The sequence below is a fragment of the Paraburkholderia nodosa genome, from assembly GCF_001718195.1.
Taxonomy (GTDB): Bacteria; Pseudomonadota; Gammaproteobacteria; order Burkholderiales; family Burkholderiaceae; genus Paraburkholderia; species Paraburkholderia nodosa_A.
Map to the genome: position 1 here is coordinate 82,947 of NZ_MCNV01000011.1, position 20,106 is coordinate 103,052.

Annotated in this window: 19 protein-coding genes; 10 read left to right on the top strand and 9 right to left on the bottom strand. The window is 64.7% G+C overall.

Annotated features, from left to right (window positions below; translation table 11 throughout):
• Positions 1–160 precede the first annotated feature (160 nt).
• On the top strand, positions 161–1,681 hold the full coding sequence (locus BFD71_RS20045; protein WP_069266052.1) for a mannose-1-phosphate guanylyltransferase/mannose-6-phosphate isomerase: 1,521 nt from the start codon (positions 161–163) through the stop codon (positions 1,679–1,681).
• 59 nt (positions 1,682–1,740) lie between these two features.
• Here the strand turns inward: BFD71_RS20045 and BFD71_RS20050 are convergent, their stop codons facing one another.
• The gene (locus BFD71_RS20050) at positions 1,741–2,967 is read right to left on the bottom strand and encodes a transposase (protein WP_069266053.1); all 1,227 of its coding nucleotides are present in this window, start codon (positions 2,965–2,967) and stop codon (positions 1,741–1,743) included.
• A 656-nt stretch (positions 2,968–3,623) separates the two neighbouring features.
• Between BFD71_RS20050 and BFD71_RS20055 the strand changes: the two genes are divergently transcribed.
• Positions 3,624–4,106 (top strand): DUF2501 domain-containing protein, encoded by a 483-nt coding sequence (locus BFD71_RS20055; protein WP_069266054.1) that lies wholly within the window; start codon positions 3,624–3,626, stop codon positions 4,104–4,106.
• A gap of 93 nt (positions 4,107–4,199) precedes the next feature.
• Entirely contained in the window at positions 4,200–4,736 is a 537-nt protein-coding gene (locus BFD71_RS20060) for a hypothetical protein (protein ID WP_256094817.1), read from the top strand.
• Positions 4,737–4,740: 4 nt separating this feature from the next.
• Here BFD71_RS20060 and BFD71_RS20065 read toward each other — a convergent pair whose 3' ends face one another.
• On the bottom strand, positions 4,741–5,343 hold the full coding sequence (locus BFD71_RS20065; RefSeq protein ID WP_069266055.1) for a DUF4337 domain-containing protein: 603 nt from the start codon (positions 5,341–5,343) through the stop codon (positions 4,741–4,743).
• Positions 5,344–5,708: 365 nt separating this feature from the next.
• On the opposite strand from BFD71_RS20065, the gene BFD71_RS20075 reads away from it, so the two are divergent.
• Positions 5,709–6,920 (top strand): helix-turn-helix transcriptional regulator, encoded by a 1,212-nt coding sequence (locus tag BFD71_RS20075; protein WP_069266057.1) that lies wholly within the window; start codon positions 5,709–5,711, stop codon positions 6,918–6,920.
• A 95-nt stretch (positions 6,921–7,015) separates the two neighbouring features.
• Here the strand turns inward: BFD71_RS20075 and BFD71_RS20080 are convergent, their stop codons facing one another.
• From BFD71_RS20080 to BFD71_RS20100, 5 genes are all read right to left on the bottom strand, one after another.
• Entirely contained in the window at positions 7,016–7,717 is a 702-nt protein-coding gene (locus BFD71_RS20080) for an ABC transporter ATP-binding protein (RefSeq protein ID WP_069266058.1), read from the bottom strand.
• A complete protein-coding gene (gene livG, locus BFD71_RS20085) occupies positions 7,717–8,487 on the bottom strand; it encodes a high-affinity branched-chain amino acid ABC transporter ATP-binding protein LivG (protein ID WP_069266059.1) in 771 nt (256 codons plus the stop codon). Before livG ends, BFD71_RS20080 begins: the two co-directional genes overlap by 1 nt.
• Positions 8,484–9,755, bottom strand: a complete 1,272-nt coding sequence (locus BFD71_RS20090) for a high-affinity branched-chain amino acid ABC transporter permease LivM (RefSeq protein ID WP_069266060.1) — start codon at positions 9,753–9,755, stop codon at positions 8,484–8,486. Before BFD71_RS20090 ends, livG begins: the two co-directional genes overlap by 4 nt.
• A gap of 7 nt (positions 9,756–9,762) precedes the next feature.
• Positions 9,763–10,689, bottom strand: a complete 927-nt coding sequence (gene livH, locus BFD71_RS20095) for a high-affinity branched-chain amino acid ABC transporter permease LivH (protein ID WP_069266061.1) — start codon at positions 10,687–10,689, stop codon at positions 9,763–9,765.
• Positions 10,690–10,836: 147 nt separating this feature from the next.
• Positions 10,837–11,952, bottom strand: a complete 1,116-nt coding sequence (locus BFD71_RS20100; protein ID WP_069266179.1) for a branched-chain amino acid ABC transporter substrate-binding protein — start codon at positions 11,950–11,952, stop codon at positions 10,837–10,839.
• 1,014 nt (positions 11,953–12,966) lie between these two features.
• Here BFD71_RS20100 and BFD71_RS20105 point away from each other — a divergent pair.
• The 3 genes from BFD71_RS20105 to BFD71_RS20115 all read left to right on the top strand — a co-directional run bounded on the left by BFD71_RS20105 (position 12,967) and on the right by BFD71_RS20115 (position 15,791).
• Positions 12,967–13,956 carry an ABC transporter substrate-binding protein gene (locus BFD71_RS20105; protein ID WP_069266062.1) on the top strand — a complete coding sequence of 330 codons (990 nt, stop codon included), beginning with the start codon at positions 12,967–12,969 and terminating at the stop codon, positions 13,954–13,956.
• Between the two features lie 142 nt (positions 13,957–14,098).
• Entirely contained in the window at positions 14,099–14,995 is an 897-nt protein-coding gene (locus BFD71_RS20110) for an ABC transporter permease (protein WP_069266063.1), read from the top strand.
• Position 14,996: 1 nt separating this feature from the next.
• Positions 14,997–15,791, top strand: coding sequence for an ABC transporter ATP-binding protein (locus BFD71_RS20115; protein ID WP_069266064.1), 795 nt, complete (start codon positions 14,997–14,999; stop codon positions 15,789–15,791).
• 105 nt (positions 15,792–15,896) lie between these two features.
• On the opposite strand, the gene BFD71_RS20120 is transcribed toward BFD71_RS20115, so the two are convergent.
• Positions 15,897–16,298, bottom strand: a complete 402-nt coding sequence (locus BFD71_RS20120) for a PaaI family thioesterase (RefSeq protein WP_069266065.1) — start codon at positions 16,296–16,298, stop codon at positions 15,897–15,899.
• A gap of 346 nt (positions 16,299–16,644) precedes the next feature.
• On the opposite strand from BFD71_RS20120, the gene BFD71_RS20125 reads away from it, so the two are divergent.
• Entirely contained in the window at positions 16,645–17,790 is a 1,146-nt protein-coding gene (locus tag BFD71_RS20125; RefSeq protein WP_342947191.1) for a pyridoxal-phosphate-dependent aminotransferase family protein, read from the top strand.
• 32 nt (positions 17,791–17,822) lie between these two features.
• Here the strand turns inward: BFD71_RS20125 and BFD71_RS20130 are convergent, their stop codons facing one another.
• Complete coding sequence (locus BFD71_RS20130; RefSeq protein WP_069266180.1) at positions 17,823–18,569, bottom strand: class I SAM-dependent methyltransferase; 747 nt, start codon at positions 18,567–18,569, stop codon at positions 17,823–17,825.
• A gap of 197 nt (positions 18,570–18,766) precedes the next feature.
• Here BFD71_RS20130 and BFD71_RS20135 point away from each other — a divergent pair, with 197 nt between their 5' ends.
• Positions 18,767–19,453: an HAD family hydrolase gene (locus BFD71_RS20135; RefSeq protein WP_069266181.1), complete on the top strand. Its 687-nt coding sequence runs from the start codon at positions 18,767–18,769 to the stop codon at positions 19,451–19,453.
• Between the two features lie 173 nt (positions 19,454–19,626).
• Positions 19,627–20,091: a MarR family winged helix-turn-helix transcriptional regulator gene (locus BFD71_RS20140; protein ID WP_069266182.1), complete on the top strand. Its 465-nt coding sequence runs from the start codon at positions 19,627–19,629 to the stop codon at positions 20,089–20,091.
• Positions 20,092–20,106 lie beyond the last annotated feature (15 nt).

Consider the following 20,106-nt stretch of genomic DNA (forward strand, 5'->3'; position numbering starts at 1 on the left):
AACGGAATTTTTATTGAATTTTTTATCTGAATTCTGTTGTGACGGAAGCATGATTTAAATTTAATTCGAATATTTTCCGTTTTCTTCTTTACGACTCGATTTATGACGATTTTAAGCATGCTACAAATCGCATCACCGATACCTTTTACAGGAGAGCGAGATGACGGATACGGGTTCCGCTACGGCATCGGCAAAAGCGTCCCAGACGCGTGCCGAAACGCGCAGTGCATTGCAGGTGTGCCCTGTAGTGCTAGCGGGCGGCGCGGGCTCGCGGTTGTGGCCATTGTCGCGCGAGCAATATCCGAAGCAGATGATCAACCTCGTTGGCGAGCAGTCGCTGCTGGCCAACACCGCGGGCCGCCTCGATGCGCTCGCCGAGCGCGTGACGCTCGCAGAGGAATTGCTGATCGTCTGCAATGAAGAACATCGATTCACCACTGCCGACCAGGTTCGCGCGGCGGGCAAGCAGGCGCGTCTGATTCTCGAGCCCGTGGGCCGCGATACGGCGCCCGCGCTCACGATCGCCGCGATGTCGGTGGCGGCAAAGCACGAAGACGGCATTCTCGTGGTGATGCCGGCCGACCATGCGCTTGCCGACCTCGAAGCGTTCCAGAACGCCGTGGCCGACGGCGTGCGTCATGCCGCGAATGGCCAGATCGTGACGATGGGCATCGTGCCTACGCATCCCGAAGTGGGCTATGGCTACATTCACGTGGGCGAGCCGCTCGCGAATGGCGAACCCAACGGTGCGCGGCGTCTGAACGGTTTCGTCGAAAAGCCCTATTTCGAGCTGGCGCAGCAGTACGTCGCTTCGCAGCGCTACTGGTGGAACAGCGGCATTTTCATCGTGCGCGCATCGACCTGGCTCAAGGCGATTCGTCATTTCCATCCGGCCATCTACGCCGCATGCGCGGAATCGATCGAGAACGGCAAGGCCGACGGCGACTTCTTCCGCGTGGATAGCGAAGCGTTCGCACGTTCGCCTTCGAACTCGATCGACTACGCCGTGATGGAACCGCTCTCCGGCGACCCGACGGTCGCTAGCGGCGTGGTCGTGCCGCTGACGGCAGGCTGGACCGACCTCGGTTCATGGGACACCGTCTGGCAGGTTTCGCCGAAGGACGACGAAGGCAACGTCGCGCACGGCCGCGTGATGTTCGAAGGCGCCAGCGATACCTTCGCGCATTCTGACGGCCGGCTCGTGGCCTGCCTCGGCACGAAGGACCTCGTGGTCGTGGAGACCCCGGACGCCCTGCTCGTCGCCGACCGCTCGCGCGCCCAGGACGTCAAGAAGATCGTGCAGCGCCTGAAGCAGGAACGCCGCACCGAAGCCGTGGCGCACCGCCTCGTGCATCGCCCGTGGGGTCACTACGACAGCGTGGACAGCGGCGAGCGCTTCCAGGTCAAGCGGATCGTGGTCGAACCGGGCGCACGTCTCTCGCTGCAGATGCATCACCATCGCGCCGAGCATTGGGTCGTCGTCCGCGGCACAGCGCTCGTCACGCGTGGGGAAGAACGCTTCATCGTTTCGGAGAACGAGTCAGCGTACATCCCCCTTGGCGTGTCGCATCGACTGGAAAATCCGGGCAAGATGCCGCTCGAGATCATCGAGGTGCAGTCGGGCTCGTATCTCGGCGAAGACGATATCGTGCGTCTCGACGACCAGTACGGCAGGCAGTGAAGAAAGCAGTAGCGGCCATGCAGGAAGGCCGCGCGCATCGCGCGCGCGGCCTTGCAAGATCAACGCGAGAGCGTGCGGTAGCGCGTTCCGGTCGTGCCATCGGTGCGTCGCTCGGCAGTGCCGGACGACGTCGTATTGGCTTCGCTGCCCGTGAGCAGTGCGCCCGTGGCGGTGTAACGCTGTACCGGCGCTTGCAGCGGCGCGAGGCGCACACTGCCCGGCACGGCCGGAGGCAACGCGCGCGCGGCGGCGGCATTGGACGGATCGCCGCGCGTCACGCCTGGCGCCTGGATGGGCGCGTGCGGTGCGACGTCGGGCAGCGCCGTTTGCGAAGCGCTCGGTGCAGCGCTCTTCGACGCGGCATGTTTGGCCGGATGCGAACCCGGCCACGAAACGCCGGACGCGGACTCAGCGATGCCTTCGCGATCGAGCCATTCACGCGCCCAGTCGAAGGCGAAATTCCTGGCGGATTCGCGATCCTGGAACGGCGGCCCGATCAGGCCCGAGCGCTCGATGCGCTTGCCATCCTTGAGAATTTCCACGGCCCCGCGGAACATGCGGTTGCGCACGGGCTGCACGGTGAGGCTCATCGTATAGCCGCGCCATTCCGCGACCTGTACCACGCCGCCCGCCGGATGCGCGCTGCGATGCGACGCGTCGCGCGGCATCGCGCGAGTCGCAACCGGCTTGCTCACGCGGGAAGGCGAGAACGGTGCGAACGGCGCATCGTTCTGCGAACGCGTCGCACTCGCAACAGTCGTTGCACTCGTTGCGGCCGACACGACAGGCGCGTCGATCGAAACGGGCAATGCCGCTTCGCCGCCCGCGAGCTGACGCATCATGCTTTCCATGGGATCGGCAAGCGGCGCGTCGGCGAGCGCAGCGGGCGCCTGCCAGGCTTCGGGGCTCTTCCAGAACACGGCCGGCTGGCCATCGTCCTCGGCGACTTCCTCGACTGCGACTGCAACGGGTTGCGCATCGGCCTGCGCCGGCTGCGGCACATAAACGAACTTGCGGCCGCGCTGCGAGAGCAGCTCGACCAGCTCGATCAGCGTGCCGCTACTGTGCCATTCCTCGAAACGACGACGGCAGGTAGGCCCGGACGGATAACGCGCGGGCAGACGCGACCACGACTCACCGGTGGTGAGAATCCACAGGACGGCATTGGCCACCACGCGCGGCTCGGCACGAGGGCGGCCGCGCCGGTTGAGCCTGATTGGAGGTTCATCTGACACGAGCGAAGACACCTGCATCCACTCGTCGTCGCTCAGTTCTTCGAAATTCATGCTGTTCTCCACGCAGCCGGACCGGGGCTGCAGTGACGGAGCACTGGCCTGCGGATCTTGTTGCCCGCGTTGGCTAGCTCGGTTGCACCATATGCTTGTATGACGTGTTCATTTGCGTCGCGATGCGCACTCTGGCAGTGCGTTCTTTCACTGTATTGACGCAATACACGTGGTCTCACTCGTGCAAGGGAGAATTGTGCAGGAAGCATACCACCTGAAACCAGCCGATGAGGAGGGCCGTAATAAGTGTTACGGTTCGAAACAATCTCAACCTTGAATAGCCGGAAAGATCGCCAAAAAAGGCCTGAAACGCAGTGTTTTACAGCGCAGATACACTTGTAACAGGTTCAATCGTTGCGTAGCTGGCACACGAACCGCGCCCTACGCAATTCCGAACGCATGCATACCACTTAAGACATATCCGCCTCGACGAACGCCAGATTTGCTCCTGCAGCGCTATCGTTGTGCCCGCAACAAATGACATGGCGATGAAAACATCAGATGCATCATGAAACGTTCACGGCGAGTCCCGGCGGTCGCACCTCGCAGCGGTTGCACCGCCGCCAACCGAACGCTCGTGCGGCGTCACGTAGCGAAGCCGGCTAAACGAATCCGTCTATAGTAAGGGCGCACTGAACCACCACGGAGATTCGTGTATGCAAACGTCTGTTCCGGGCGTCGCCACGCCGCGCATCGCCACGGCGTTGATGGCCACCATGACCCTGGCGCTGCTCGCCCCCTGGGGCGCCGCACAGGCGCAGCTCGGCAACCTGCTCAACCAGGGCGGCAGCAACAGCGGTTCGGCACAGGGCGCGCTCGGCAATCTGGGCGGCCTCGGCAACTCGCTTTCGGCACCCTCGCTCACCTCGAACAGTCTCGGCAATGTCACCGGCGTGCTGCAGTACTGCATCAAGAACAATTACCTGAACGCCGACGCCGCGAGCAACGTGAAGGATTCGCTGCTCGGCAAGCTGCCCGGCGGCGCGAACACGACGGATAGCGGCTATACGCAGGGCACGAGCGGCATCCTCACGGCCGGCAACGGACAGAAGCTCGACCTCACGGGCGGCGGCCTCAAGGAGGAGGCCACGAAGCAGGTCTGCGACAAGATCCTGAGCCAGGCGAAGTCAATGCTCTAGCCGCCCCCATCCAGCATGAAGATGTGCGCGGGCGCACGGCCCGCGCAATTTATGTGCCGTAAGCTTTGAACACGAACGAAGTCCGGCTGTCGAATGGAGTCATCCGGTCTTCTCTCGGCATTGCTGCTCGTAGCTATGACCAAGCACTACACTCCCGTGATATTCGCGCTCCCGGCCGCCACGCTGCGGAGTGCGCTGAGCGGCCTTGCCGCTTTTGCCGCCCTGCTGGTCCCGGTGGCCGCGCATGCGCAAGCCACGCAATCCGCCACACACGACCAGCAGTTCGACTGCAAGTCCGATCCTCACACATTCATTTCGTCGCTGATTGACGAAAAATCCATCGAGCCCGAGCCGAGCCGCGTCGAAGCGAATTCGGTCAACGCGTTCAGCCCGGTGCGCGGCAGCCGCCTGAGCGCGTTCGGCTTCCCCATTTACGTGGTGCTCGGCTACGACCGCGACGACACGCTCTTCAAGCGCGGCGCCGGCAAGGAGATCACCTCGCCGCTCTACGGTGTGGTGGTGTCCGCGCCTGCGGAGAAGGTGCGCTCACGCGTGCGCGAGACCAACAGCGACGCCACCGTGCAATCGGTCGTGCCGCTGCTGCTCACGGCGATCGTGTGCGGCGGGTGAGCGCTCAGCCGCCGAAGAACGCCAACGCGCCCAGCCCCACCCCGACGATCGCGACGCCCACCGACGTATTGAGCAGCCAGCGCCGCCGCGTAAGCAGCGTAATCGCCGTAAGCGCGATCGAGATCTGGATGAGCGTCGTGGCCTGTGCCCAGCGATGATGGCCATGCAGCACGTGCTCGCTGAGCGCATCGTCCTGCTCGACGATTTTTTCGAGCGCCTCCGCCTTGGCGCGGATCGGCTCCTTCTGCTGGCGATAACGGTCGGCGTCGGCGGCAAAGCGCTTCTGCGCAGCGTCCGAATTCGGCGCTAGCGCGGAGAGTTGCGCGCCCAGTTCCGCGAGGTTCTGCTTCTCGCCCTTCGCCTGATAGTAAGCCCATTGATTCGCGGCTTCGGTCTTGCGGATCGCCGCTTCGTTCTTGTAGTAGAGCGCCTGGTTCTCGCTGTTGCCGCTCTGGTAGGCAAAGATCGCTCCAATCGAAGCGAGGATGGCCGTCATCACCGCCATGCGGCCCGGGAACGGATCGCCCTCGCCGTGGCCGCCATGGCCCGCCGCGGCGTGTTCGACCGCGTGGTCGTGCGGTCCATGCACTTCGTACTCTTCAGACATCCAAAGACTCTCCGCTTTCTCTGACTTTCACTGACGCGCACCGCCTTTTCCCCGTGCGGCGCGCCTGTTTGGACGCTCAATTATCGTGAGCGCGACGCGCTTGTCCAGTACCCGCAATGCATCGGATGTAACGAAACCCGAAATCTCTTCTGACGAAAGCGAATCGTAGGTTTGATCGTCTATTCATTCAGAATAGGTACCCCGGGATGTTGCAGTGCATCCCCTCCCGCCCGCCGTTTGCAAACGTGGATTCAAGCCCTGAGCGCCCCCTTGCGTCGTTGCAGTGCCACATGGCCCTGTATGCAGCCTCGTGCGGCCTGCCCTGAGGCCTTCTGCCGTCGATAATTTCCAGCCTGGAGACCATCATGGGGCCCACCACGGCCGCACACGCCGCGGCTATCGATACTGTGGCACACAGCGCGCGCGCGCGGTACGGCGAGCCCGATGATACCGGCGGCCTGATCGACGCGATCTACGATGCCGGCTTTGACGCGCAACGCTGGCCGGATGTGTGTGCGCGCATCGCGCAACGCATCGGCGCGCAACACGTCAATCTCACCATGCTGCCGCCCGAAAGCACGTTCTCGCTCGCCGAGTGGGACGGCATCGACGCTTCGTTTGCCCAATCGTACGCGCAGCACTACGGCGGCTTCGATCCGCTCGTGCCGCAGGTGCGCCGCTGGGCCGCCGGCACGCTGGTCACCGACACGATGATCCACTCGCAGGGGAGTCTGCAACGCAGCGCCTTCGTGCAGGAGTGGGTGCGCCCGCAGCGCTTCTACACGGTGGCCTTCGCCAACGTGCTGCGTGAAGGCGATATGGCCGCCGTGCTCGGCGCGCTGCGCCATGAAACACGCTTCTATAGCGAAGACGAACTGGACGCGCTGCGCACGCTGCTGCCACATCTGCGCAATGCCTTGCGCGTGCAGCGGCACACGGCGCGCACCCTCGCCTCGCGCGATCAAAGCGCGAATGCCCCCGCGGACGCACTCGACGCGCTCGCGCATGGCGTGCTGATCGTCGACGCCGATGCGCACATCGTGTTCGCGAATCGCGCCGCCACGGCGCAGCTCGCGCGCGCAAACGGGCTGCGCACCGAACACGCCGTGCTCAGCGCCGCCACGGCAGCCGCCACCCAGCAGTTGCGCTCGCTGATTGCGCGAGCCGCGGGGCGCGACGTGCGCGGGCGCAGCGGCGGCGCGATGCTGATCGCCCGCCAGCCGCCCGACGAACCGCTGCAGGCGCTCATTTCGCCGCTAGGCGAGCACCGTCACGCCGACTACTTCGCCCACGGCTCGCGCGCCGGCACGGCCATGCTCATCGTGATCGATCCGCAATCGTCGCGGCGCGGCGTGGAAACGCGTCTTATCGCGCTGTTTGGACTCACGCCCGCGGAAGCGCGCGTGGCCTGCGAGGTCGGCAAGGGCCTCAACCCTAAGGACGTGGCCGAAGTGCTGCAGGTGCTGCCCTCGACGGTGCGCACGCATCTGCATCACGTGTTCGCGAAAACCACCACGCGCCGCCAGGCCGAGCTGATGCGTTTGATCGCGCAGCTTGCGATTGCACGCGGCGATTGATTCGACATTTCGTCGACGCAAAAGAAGCGGCCCGCGCATCCCGCGTTCGATGAACGCGGATGGCGCGGGCCGCAGTGCGGTCTTGTCCGCGACGATCAACCGCCCAGGTAGGCCCGCTTGATGTTGTCGTTGGCGAGCAGATTGTCGGCGCTATCGGCGAGCACGACGCGTCCGGTTTCCAGCACATAGCCGCGATCGGCCACGTGCAGCGCCTTGTTCGCATTCTGCTCGACGAGGAACACCGTCACGCCCTCTTCGCGAATCGTGCGGATGATGTCGAAGATCTGCGCGATCACGAGCGGCGCGAGGCCGAGCGTGGGCTCGTCGAGCAGCAGCAAACGCGGCTTGCTCATGAGCGCGCGGCCAATGGCGAGCATCTGCTGCTCGCCGCCCGACATCGTGCCCGCGCGCTGCTTCGCACGCTGGTTCAGGCGCGGGAACAGCTTGAACACGTGCTCGATGCCCGCATCGATCTCGTGCTGCGAGGCGAAGAAGCCGCCCATCTGCAGATTGTCGAGCACCGTGAGGCTCGGGAAGACGCGGCGGCCTTCCGGCGAAATCGCCATGCCCTTGCGCATGATCTCGTGCGTGGGCATGCGCGTGATGTCCTCGCCTTCGAACGTCACTTTCCCCGCGGATGCGCGCGGCGTGCCGCACACGGTCATCATGAGCGTGGTCTTGCCGGCGCCGTTGCTGCCGATCAGCGTGACGATCTCGCCCTTGTTCACTTCGATCGACACGCCCGCCAGCGCTTGCACCGCGCCGTAGTGGGTATGGACCTTTTCCAGCTTCAGCATCAGTCCTCTCCGAGATAGGCCTTGATCACGCGCGGGTCGTTGCGCACTTCGTCGGGTTTGCCGATCATGATCGGCTTGCCGTGCTCCATCACCAGGATGCGGTCCGACACGCCCATCACGAGGCTCATGTCGTGCTCGATCAGGAGTACGGAGATTCCGAACTCGTTGCGCAGGCCGTCCACCATCTGCTGAAGCTCGACCTTTTCCTGCGGGTTCAAGCCTGCCGCGGGTTCGTCGAGCATCAGAAGACGCGGATCGGTGATCATGCAGCGCGCGATTTCGAGCCGGCGCTGATGGCCGTACGACAGCGTGCCCGCTTCGCGATTCGCGACCTGCTTCAGGCCCACGCGCTCGAGCCAGTACGCAGCATGCTCGAGCGCGGCGCGTTCGGCGCGGCGATAGGCGGGCGTCGCGAACAGGCCGCTCAGCATGTTGCGGTTGACCTTCAGGTGCTGGGCGACCATGAGGTTTTCCAGCACCGTCAACTGTTTGAAGAGGCGAATGTTCTGGAACGTGCGCACGAGGCCGCGGCGCGCGACCTGGTGGCTCGGCTGGCCAGTGATGGCGTGACCTTCGAGCACGATGTCGCCCGCGGTGGGCTTGTAGAAGCCGCCCACGCAGTTGAACACCGTGGTCTTGCCCGCGCCGTTCGGCCCGATGATCGCGAAGACTTCGTCCGGACGCACGTCGAAGTCGATGCCGTCCACGGCCAGCAGACCGCCGAAGCGCATCTGCAAGCCGGCTACTTTCAACAACGCTTGTGCACTCATTGCGGCAACTCCACGTGCGGACGGCTCGCGGGCAACAGGCCCTGCGGACGCCACATCATCATCAGCACCATCACCAGACCGAAGATCAGCATGCGGTATTCGGCAAAGCCGCGCGCCACTTCGGGCAGCACCGTGAGCAGGATCGCGGCGAGCACCACGCCCAGCTGCGAGCCCATGCCGCCCAGCACCACCACGGCGAGAATCAGCGCCGACTCGATGAAGGTGAACGACTCGGGCGTGACGAGCCCCTGGCGCGCCGCGAAGAACGCACCGGCGAGACCCGCGAACGACGCGCCCAGCGTGAACGCCGAGAGCTTGATGCGCGTGGGGTTCAGGCCCAGCGAGCGGCACGCGATCTCGTCTTCGCGCAGCGCTTCCCAGGCGCGGCCCATGGGCATGCGCAGCAGGCGGCTCGTGACGAACAGCGTGAACGCCACCAGCACGAGCGCGAGCAGGTACAGGAAGATCACCATGTGCTCGCCGCTGTACTCGATGCCGATCAACTCGTTGAACGTCTTCGCGCCTTCCACGCTCGCGTGGCGGGCCATTTCGAAGCCGAACACGGTGGGCTTGGGAATGCTGGAGATGCCGTCCGGGCCGCCCGTGATGCTCGTGAGATTGTTGAGCAAGAGGCGGATGATCTCGCCGAAGCCGAGCGTGACGATGGCGAGATAGTCGCCGCGCAGGCGCAGCACCGGGAAGCCGAGCACGAAGCCGAAGGTGGCCGCGGCAAGCGCGGCGAGCGGCAGGCATTCCCAGAACGTGAAGCCGAAGTACTGGTTGAGCAGCGCATACGTGTAGCCGCCCACTGCGTAGAAGCCCACGTAGCCGAGGTCGAGCAGACCCGCGAAGCCCACCACGATATTGAGGCCGAGGCCGAGAATCACGTAGATGAGCGCGAGCGTCGCCACATCGATCGCGCCGCGCGAACCGAGAAACGGGAACACCGCGCCGAACGCGAGCAGCACCCAGATCGCCACGCGCTGCTGACGCGCGCCGAGCGCGGGGGCCCGGGGCAAGCGCACGCGACTCGTGGCGCGCACGAACATCGGCTTGACGAGCTGGAACACGAACACCACGGCGGCCGCGATCCACACCGGGCGCCAGTGCTGCTGCAGCACGACCTGATAGCCATCCAGCGTGAGTTGCAGGCCCAGGATGGGGGCCGTGAGGATGATGGTCGCCACGGCGGCGGCGAGCGCGCCTTTCACCGTTTGCGACGAGGACGGGCCAACTGCTGCCACGCGAACCGAAACAGTCTGACTCATTTCGACCTCACACCTTTTCGACGTCCGGCTTGCCGAGCAGGCCGGTGGGACGGAAGAGCAGCACGAGCACGAGCAGGCCGAAGGCCACGACGTCCTTGTACTCCGCAGGCATGTAGCCCGACGCGAAGGTTTCGGCGAGACCGAGCAGCACGCCGCCGAGCATCGCGCCCGGAATGCTGCCGATGCCGCCCAGCACCGCGGCCGTGAACGCCTTGATGCCCGCGATGAAGCCGATATACGGATTGAGCTTGCCGATCGTGAGACCGATCAGCACGCCGCCCACCGCCGCGAGCATCGCGCCGAGCACGAAGGTGAACGAGATCACGCGGTTCGTGTCGATGCCGAGCAGGTTCGCCATCTTCATGTCTTCCGCGCAGGCGCGGCACGCGCGGCCCATGCGCGAGCGCGAGATGAAGAGCGTGAGCGCGATCATCAGCACGAGCGTCACGCCGACGATCAGCATGCGCGAGTACGGAACCGTCACTTCGAAGTTGCCGCCCATGTTGAAGTCGAGCGCGCCGGAAATGAGCATCGGCACGGACACGTCGCGCGCGCCCTGCCCGATCTGCACGTAGTTCTGCAGGAAGATCGACATGCCGATGGCGGAGATGAGCGGCACGAGGCGCGGCCCGCCGCGCAGCGGCCGGTACGCCACGCGCTCGACCGCGAATCCGTAGAGCCCGGTGACCACCACCGAGACGATGAGCGCCGCGCCCAGCACGAGCGGCAGCGGATAACCCGCCGAGGTGCCGATGGCCGTGAGCGTGACGAGGCCCACATAGGCGCCGATCATGTAAATCTCGCCGTGAGCGAAGTTGATCATGCCGATGATGCCGTAGACCATCGTGTAGCCGATGGCGATCAGCGCATAGATCGCACCCAGCGTGAGCCCGTTGACGAGCTGCTGGGTGAACTGAGGAAGAAAATCATTCATGCGTAAGCCCCGCGGCCGTGAAGCCGATGAGAGACCTGTGGAGAGACCTTTGGAACCGTACCAACCCTCTTTTAGTTGCGCGCACAACCGCTATAAAAACGCCCCGTCCACGAGAAGGCGGGGCGTTAGCAGCGTGCAGCGCCGGGATCAGTTCGCAGCGGTCTTGGTGGCGTCCTTGTGCCACGTGTAGACGACGAAGCGGAACGACTTCAGGTCACCCTGTGCGTCGTATTCGACCTTGCCGATCGGCGTGTTGAACGCGTTCTTGTGCAGGTAGGCCGCGACCTTGGTCGGGTCCGTGCTCTTCGCGCCGGCGATGCCGTCGGCGATCACTTCGACTGCCGCGTACGACGGCATCTGGAACGGGCCGTTGGCGTCGCGCCTGGCGTCGGCGAAGGCCTTCACGAGCTTGGCGTTGGCAGGGTCCGAAGCGAAGTCGGCCGGCAGCGTGACGAGCATGCCTTCCGAAGCCGGGCCGGCGATGGCCGTCACGTCCTTGTTGCCCACGCCTTCCGGACCCATGAACGTGGCCTTCACGCCCTGTTCACGCGACTGGCGCATGAGCAGGCCCATTTCCGGGTGGTAGCCGCCGAAGTAGACGAAGTCCACGCCCTGCGACTTGAGCTTCGTGACGACTGCCGAGTAGTCCGAATCGCCGGCGTTGATGCCTTCGAACACGACGACAGGAATGTGCGCCTTGTCGAGCGCGGCCTTGACCGAGGTGGCGATGCCCTGGCCGTACGACTGCTTGTCGTGCAGGATCGCGACCTTCTTCGGCTTGACCTTGTTGATGATGTAGGCGGCGGCAGCCGGACCTTGCTGGTCGTCGCGGCCGATGGTGCGGAAGATGAACTGGCGCTTCTTGCCTTCGGTCAGCTGCGGCGCGGTGGCCGACGGCGTGACCATCACGACGCCTTCGTTCTCGTAGATGTCCGAAGCGGGAATCGTCGAGCCCGAGCAGACGTGGCCGACCACGTACTGGATGTGCTGCGAAACGATCTTGTTGGCGACGGCGACGGCCTGCTTCGGCTCGCACGAGTCATCCATCAGGACGGCTTCGAGCTTGTTGCCGTTCACACCGCCGGCGGCGTTGATCTGCTCGATCGCAGTCAGCGCGCCCGCCTTGACCATGTCGCCGTACTGGGCGACCGGGCCGCTGAACGGGCCGGCAATGGCGATCTTCACGGTGTCGGCGTTTGCGCTTGCACCAAAGGCGAGCAGCGCGGCGGCCACGGAAACGGAGGTAAGGCGGGACAACGACATCATCAGGAGCTCCTCGATTGTTTTCGGGTCAACCGGTCAGACGGAATGACCTGCGCAAACGAACAGCGCCCCAATGATCTTCAATGGGGAACAACCACGACGAGCACCAGAGAAAAAAGACGTGACGGGGCCCGGCGTGTATCAGCGCCCTGGTAGGCGACTGAGTTCGGAGAGACTGCTGAGTTACAGACTCTGTTGCGCAAGCATTCCGCCTGCCCCGTTCGCTGCAATTCGTACCGGAAAGGTGGACCGGCCTGAATCAGCGACCGGCGGATGCTATCAATAATCCCATTTCACCGCAACCAGGGGTTTTTTCGGATATCGAGTTGAGTTTTGAAATCGGTCAATAGAGGGGCATGTCGGAAAGCGCTTGAAAACGCTCGTGAAAATAGTCTTTCGGGCGAGCGACGGGCTAGTCACCGGGCTGCGATGACCGACTGGCGCGGATGTATGGAATTCCTGCATTTCTTGATTTTTACGCGCTGTCGATCGTTATTTTAATTCCAATGAAATCTGATCGACGAATGGCATCTTGCAATAACTTTAAAAGTTAATCTTTTGTCGCGATAAAAGCGTCAATCCAATAATCGATCAATCGGGATTACCCTAAATGCAAAATGCGCCAAATCATTGATTTCAAAGAACAAATATTACGAAATCCTTAAAATTGAAGTTCTATATTCGCTGAACTGGCACCATAAATCTCACACCACCCTACTTTTCCGCCTTCCACTATGGAACCGCGAAAGCTTTCGTTAAAGCGCGAATTTTTCTCATAATCGAATCGAGTGAGTTCGAATTAATCCGCGCGACACCGTGGCGCGCCCGCCTCACTGGCTCGGCACCGCGTTCCAGCCCCGCAAGAGACGGTGGTATCCTCGCTCCCTCGCCGCGCCCGCATGCACCACTACGGCGCATGCCGCGTGCTCTCGCGCCACGCGTGAAGCCGGCGACGCCACACCGTGCAGATCCGAAAAAACCGCAAGAACCCAGCACTGGGGGAGATCAAACAGAATGAAGACCTTCAAGCAGGCAGCCGCTGCCGCCACCCTTTCCCTGCTCGCCGGCGCCGCCGCACTCGCGCTGACTTCGGCCGCCGCACGCGCCGCCGAAACCGCGACCGTGGAAGTGCTGTCGATCGTCGAGCATCCCGCGCTCGACGCGATCCGCGACGGCGTGCGCGACGAACTCAAGGCCGCGGGCTACGACGCCGGCAAGAACCTCAAGTGGGAATACCAGAGCGCGCAGGGCAACACGGGCACCGCCGCACAGATCGCGCGCAAGTTCGTCGGCGACAACCCGAGCGCGATCGTGGCCATCGCGACGCCGTCGGCGCAAGCCGTTGTGGCCGCAACGAAGTCCGTACCCGTGGTGTACTCGGGCGTGACCGATCCGGTGGCCGCACAGCTCGTCAAGACGTGGACGCCGAGCGGCACGAACGTGACCGGCGTTTCCGACAAGCTGCCGCTCGACAAGCAGGTCGCGCTCATCAAGCGCGTCGTGCCCAATGCGAAGACCGTCGGCATGGTCTATAACCCCGGCGAAGCGAATTCGGTCGTCGTCGTGAAGGCGCTCAAGGCACTGCTCGCGCAACAGGGCATGACGCTCAAGGAAGCCGCCGCGCCGCGCACCGTGGACATCGGCCCCGCAGCGAAGAGCCTGATCGGCAAGGTCGACGTGATCTACACGAACACCGACAACAACGTCGTTTCGGCCTACGAAGCGCTCGTGAAGGTCGCCAACGACGCGAAGATCCCGCTCGTCGCCTCCGATACGGACAGCGTGAAGCGCGGCGCCATCGCGGCGCTCGGCATCGACTACAGCGACCTCGGCCACCAGACGGGCAAGGTCGTCGTGCGTATTCTCAAGGGCGAGAAGCCCGGCACGATCGCCTCGGAAACCAGCAGCCAGCTGCAACTGTTCGTGAACCCCGCCGCCGCGCCAAAGCAGGGCGTGACGCTCTCGGCCGATCTGCTCAAGGACGCGACCACTGTCGTGAAGTAAGGCGCAGGCATGGCGCATCACACGCAGCCGCACTGCCTGGCCCGATAACGGCCACTTACGCGCGCAACGGCGCGCCGCCCCATCCGGGCGGTGCGCCGCGCGTCGATTCCGGCGCACCGCCGCCGCAACAGGATTCTTCCTCATGTCCCTCTACTCGCTTCTGGGCGCGCTCGAGATCGGCCTGATCTTCAGTCTCGTGGCCCTCGGGGTGCTGATCTCGTTTCGCATCCTCAACTTCCCCGACCTCACCGTCGACGGCAGCTTCCCGCTGGGCGGCGCAGTCGCCGCCACGCTGATCGCGGCCGGTCACGATCCGTTTCTCGCCACCGCCTGTGCGGTCGTCGCTGGCGCCATCGCCGGCTTCATCACCGGCTGGCTCAACGTGCGCCTGAAGATCATGGATCTGCTCGCGAGCATCCTGATGATGATCGCGCTCTATTCGATCAACCTGCGCGTGATGGGCGCGCCGAACGTGCCGCTCATCTCCGAGTCGACGGTATTCACGATCATCCAGCCCGCCTGGCTGCCCGACTACGTGCTGCGTCCGCTCGCGCTCCTCGTCGTCGTACTGGCTGCGAAGTTCGGCGTGGACTGGTTCTTCTCGTCGCAATACGGCCTCGCGCTGCGCGCGACGGGCGCGAACCCGCGCATGGCGCGCGCACAGGGCATCGCCACGGGCCGCGCGACGCTCGCCGGCATGGCGCTCTCCAACGCGCTCGTCGCGTTGGCCGGCGCGCTCTTCGCGCAAACCCAGGGCGGCTCGGACATTTCGATGGGCATCGGCACCATCGTGATCGGGCTTGCGGCCGTGATCATCGGCGAGAGCATCCTGCCCGCGCGCCGGCTCATGCTGACCACGCTCGCCGCCGTGCTCGGCGCGATTCTTTATCGCTTCTTCATTGCGCTCGCGCTCAACAGCGACTTCATCGGCCTCAAGGCGCAGGACCTGAATCTCGTTACTGCAGTGCTCGTGACGATCGCGCTCGTGCTGCCCGCCACGCGCAAGAAGCTGTTTGGCCGCAAGAACGGGAGGGCATGAGATGCTCAGCGCCAAAGACCTCAAACTGACTTTCAACCCCGGCACGCCGATCGAAACGCGCGCGCTGCGCGGCCTCACGCTCGACATCCCGAGCGGCCAGTTCGTGGCCGTGATCGGCTCGAACGGCGCGGGCAAGTCCACCTTCCTCAACGCGATCAGCGGCGACCAGAGGGTGGATGGCGGCACGATTACCATCGACGGCCAGGACGTCACGAAGAAACAGGCATGGGACCGCGCGCATCTCGTCGCGCGCGTGTTCCAGGACCCGATGGCCGGCACCTGCGAGGCGCTCACCATCGAAGAGAACATGGCGCTCGCGATGGCGCGCGGCAAGCGCCGCGGCTTCGGCTCCGCGCTGAAAAAGCAGGATCGCGAGCTGTTCCGCGCGAAGCTGCGCCTCCTGAATCTGGGCCTCGAAAATCGCCTGTCCGATCGCATCGGCCTGCTTTCGGGCGGCCAACGCCAGGCGGTGAGTCTGCTGATGGCGTCGCTGCAGCCTTCGCGCATCCTGCTGCTCGACGAGCACACGGCGGCGCTCGATCCGAAAACTGCCGCGTTCGTGCTGGAGCTGACCGCACGGATCGTGGAAGAGGCGAAGCTCACGACCATGATGGTCACGCATAGCATGCGCCAGGCGCTCGACTACGGACAACGCACGGTGATGCTGCACCAGGGGCAGGTTGTGCTCGACGTCTCGGGCGATGCGCGCCGCGGCCTCGACGTGCCGGACCTCCTGCGCATGTTCGAGCAGACCCGCCACGAGAAGCTCGACGACGACGCGCTGCTACTGGGATAAGTGCCCGCGCCCAGCGTTAAAAAGGCCGCCCTTCAATCGAAGCGGCGGGCTTCTGCTTTTCAGCGAAATTATTTCGGATGCCGATTCAAATGGGCGGCGTTTCGGTCATGCCTTCTTCGGATACGAATACTTGAAGGTCCCCTGCGCACTCGCGATCAGCAAACGATCGTCCACCCACGCCTCGGCGCGCGCAAAGAAGATCGAACGGCCGCCGCGCTCCAGAAACCCCTTCGCGCGCACGAACTGACCAAGCCCCTTGTCGAGGTAGTTGGTCGTGAGCGAGAGGGTGAAGCCATGACGCGGCGGGTCGCCGACCGGCGCGAAGAGTCCCGCGTAGCCGGCGGCAGCGTCGAGCAGCGTGGCAATCGCGCCGCCTTGCAGCACGCCCTGGCGATTGAGCTTCGAGGCGTCGATGGGCATCACGAGCTCCGCGTAGCCCTCGCGCCACTGCGCGACGCTCACGCCGAGCGTTTCAAGAAACGGGTTGTCCACGGCGAATTGCGACATACGCGGTCTTCCTTGCATTATCGGGCGATGCGATTGATTATAGGGTGGCTGCCGCAATGCCGCAGCGGGCCGCTGCGCCGCCCGTACGACTGTTCAGCGAAATTCCGCGCAACTGTACATGGTCAGCGCTGCCGCGCCACACAACACTGCCTGATGGCGCGCCAATCGCGCGCGTCTCACGCAACTCCCTTCAAGGTAAAACCAGGTACTCAAGATGAACGACAACGCGCTCCACCCCGACCCGCTGGCCACTTCGCGCACAGCGGCGGCAGCGGCCGAGGCCGCGCCCGTGCCTTGCCCCAGCGTCGAAACGCTCGACCGCATCCTGCCCGAGGAGCCGCTCCTCATGATGGGTGCGGGCCCGGTGCCGATTCCCGACGCCGTGGCCAAGGCCAATACCGTCGTCATCAATCACCTCGGCGACACGATGGCGCGCGTCATTCATCAAGTGAAGACGATGGCGCGCTACGTGTTCCAGACGCGTTCGAACTGGGTGCTCGGTGTGGCCGGCCCCGGCTCGGCGGCCATGGAAATGGCGATCTCGAACCTCGCGTGGCCGGGCACGCGCGTGCTCTCCATCGTCAACGGCTTCTTCAGCCAGCGCATGGCCGAAATGGCGGGCCGCGTGGGCGCCGAGGTCACCACGCTCGACGTCGCCGACCGCCAAATCGCCTCGCTCGAAGCCGTGGCGCAAGCCATCGAGCGCACGCGCCCGGCCGTCGTTACGATCGTGCACGGCGAAACCTCCAATACGGTATGGAACCGCGAGCTCAAGGAAATCGTGCAGCTCGCCAAAGCCGCCGGCGCGCTCGTGGTGGTGGACGCCGTCTGCACGCTGAGCACCATGCCGCTCGAAATGGACGCCTGGGGCATCGACGTCGTCATCACGGGCGGCCAGAAGGGCCTCTCTTCGATCCCTGGCGTTTCGCTCATCGCCTTTTCGGACGCCGCCTGGGAGCGCGTGCGTACGCGCACCGCACCGAACACGCACTGGTGCCTCGACGCCATACTCGCCGAAAACTTCTGGCACAACGCCGGCTATCACTACACAGCGCCCGTCTCGGGCGTGCTGGCGCTGCACGAAGCATTGCGCCTCGTGTGCACGGAAACGCTCGAAAAGCGTTTTGCGCGCCACCTGCGCTGCTCGCTCGCGCTGCAAAGCGGCGTGAGCGCGCTGGGTCTCGCGCTCTATACGCCGCAAACGTGCCGCCTGAATTCCGTGGTCGGCATCGGGCTGCCCGAGGGCGTCACCGCACGCGAGGTGTGCAATCACATCTCGCAGCAATACCAGGTGGAGATTGCCGGATCGTTCGGTCTCCCGATCGTTCGCATCGGGCAGATGGGCGAACAGTGCCGCGAGCACAACCTCTTTCGCACCGTCCATGCGCTTGGTCGCACGATGAGCGATCTCGGCGTGAAGGTCGATCTGCCCGCCGGAGTTGCCGCGCTCGAAGAATCGCTTTCGGCCGGCTCGCGCGAAGCGCGGCGCTAAGCGCTTGCGGCGCCATGGCGCCGCTCGACCAGTCAAACGCGCCGTGCGCGCACGCAGATGAACGCCGGGGCCTGTGCCAGTTCCGCGTGCAGCGCCGGCGACACCGCCTTCATTTCCGGTTGTGGCATGGGTTCGAGCACGCGGTCGATGGCCCAGCCCGCTTCCATGAGCGCGTTGAAGATATCGGCAAGCGGGCGCCTGAACGCTTCCACCCACGGCTTCGGCTCGCCGAAGCCGCCCCAATGCAGGCCGAATCGCGTCGTCTCGAAGTAGGTGCGCGAACCGCGCGTGCGCGTGTCGATCCAGTCGCGCATGGGATGCGACATCGAAAACACCAGCAGTGCGCCGGGGCGCGCCACGCGGTGAAACTCCTGAAATGTCGGCGCGAGGTGCTCGACGTAGTCGAGGGCCAGCGAGCACACGATGCGGTCGACCGAGCCACTCGCGAGCCAGTCGAGCGGCCGACCGAGATCGCCCTGCGCGATATCGACCGCGAGGCCTGCGCAGCGCGCCTTCGCCAGTTGGACCATCGCGGGCGTGACGTCGAAGGCCTGCACCCGTGCGCCCTCGCCCGCCAGCTCCGCGCTCAAGATGCCGGGCCCGCAGCCCGCGTCGAGCACGTCGAGCCCCGCTACCGCGCCTAGCAGCGAGCGTGTGGCGGGCCGTTCGTAGAGCGCGTTGTGCGGCTTGACCGGGGCCTGCTCGGCGTAGCGGTCGGCGAATTGTGTGTAGCTGGCGCGGCCGGGGAGTTCGTTGGGGGTCTTTTCGTCGGTGGACATCAGAGCGGTGGGGTAGCGATTGGGTACGCTATTGTCCATCGTTTCGCACGGGCCGACCAACGCCGCACCCTGCACGGCTTGCCCGAGAGAAAGCCACGCAAACGCGACCCCGGTTATCATCGCGCTCTTGCGTGCGCGATCCCGATGCGCGCCGCATGACGCAACCGCAGGCAACCGAAAGCAACCGCAGGCAAACGATGTCCCCCATCCCCTTCGACGCCATCCTCTTCGACTGCGACGGCGTGCTCGTCGACTCAGAACGCATTACGCACGTGGTGCTCACGCAGATGCTGGGCGAACTCGGCTGGACACTCACGGTGGACGAAGCCATGCGCATCTTCGTCGGTAAGGCCGTGAAAGACGAGGCCGCGCGCATCGAAGCGCATACGGGGTTCGCGATTACCGACGCCTGGCTCGAAGGTTTTCGCGCGCGCCGCAACGACGCGCTAGAGCGCGATCTCGTCGAGATTCCGGGCGCGCCCGCCGCCGTGCGCGCGGTGCACGCGGCAATGAACGGGCGCATCGCCGTCGCCTCGGGTGCGGACCGGCGCAAGGTCGAGCTGCAGCTGCGCAAGGTGAACCTGCTCGACTGCTTCGCCGGCCACATCTATAGCGGCCACGAAACGCCGCGCAGCAAGCCGCATCCCGATGTCTATCTCGCGGCGGCGGCCGGCCTCGGCGTGCAGGCCGCCCGCTGCGCCGTCATCGAGGACACGGTCACGGGCGCGCGCGCGGGCCTCGCCGCGGGCGCCACGGTGTTCGGCTTCAGCCCGCCCGAGCCCGGCCACAGCAGCGCTCAGGCGCTGCTCGAGGCGGGCGTCGCACACGTATTCACCGACATGGTGCAGCTTCCCGCCCTGCTTTCCCGCTGGTCAAATAGTTAAGCGCGTACGAAACAACGCCAAAAAAGCCGTGCGCCTCGCGCACTGTTGGCCGTACGCATCACCGCGCATCAGATAGAAAGCAGGCCGCCGACGAGTCGCATACCATCCGATTCGTGGCGCTGCGAAAGAAAAAGATAGTTTGCTATCGAATCGCTTTGGGCTATGATCCGCCGATGTCGAATCTTCATACTTTACGCCTTGCGGTCAGCAGCACGCTCGTCGTGGCGGCACGCAAATGGCGGCGCACCACGCACGGCGCCCTCACCGCATACAACGTCTCCGAGGCGTGCGCCGCGCCGCTGCTCACCGCCGGGCGCCTTGGCGAAGCCGTGCGCCAGGTGACGCTTGCGGAGCACGTGGGCATCGAAGGCCCGTCGCTCGTGCGCCTGCTCGACCAGCTGTGCGCCGCGGGCCTCGTGCGCCGCGACGAAGACCCCGACGACCGCCGCGCAAAAACGATCTCGCTCACGAGCGAAGGCCGCGCCGTGACCGAGCGCATGGAGGACGAGCTGCGCTCGCTGCGCGCCCGCGTGCTCAAGGGCGTGAGCCGCGCCGACCTCGAAGCGACGCTGCGCGTGCTCAACGCGTTCAACGCCGTTCCCCCCGCAGACCAGGCTGACCGGCCCTTACACGACTGAAAGCAGAAAGCGGAC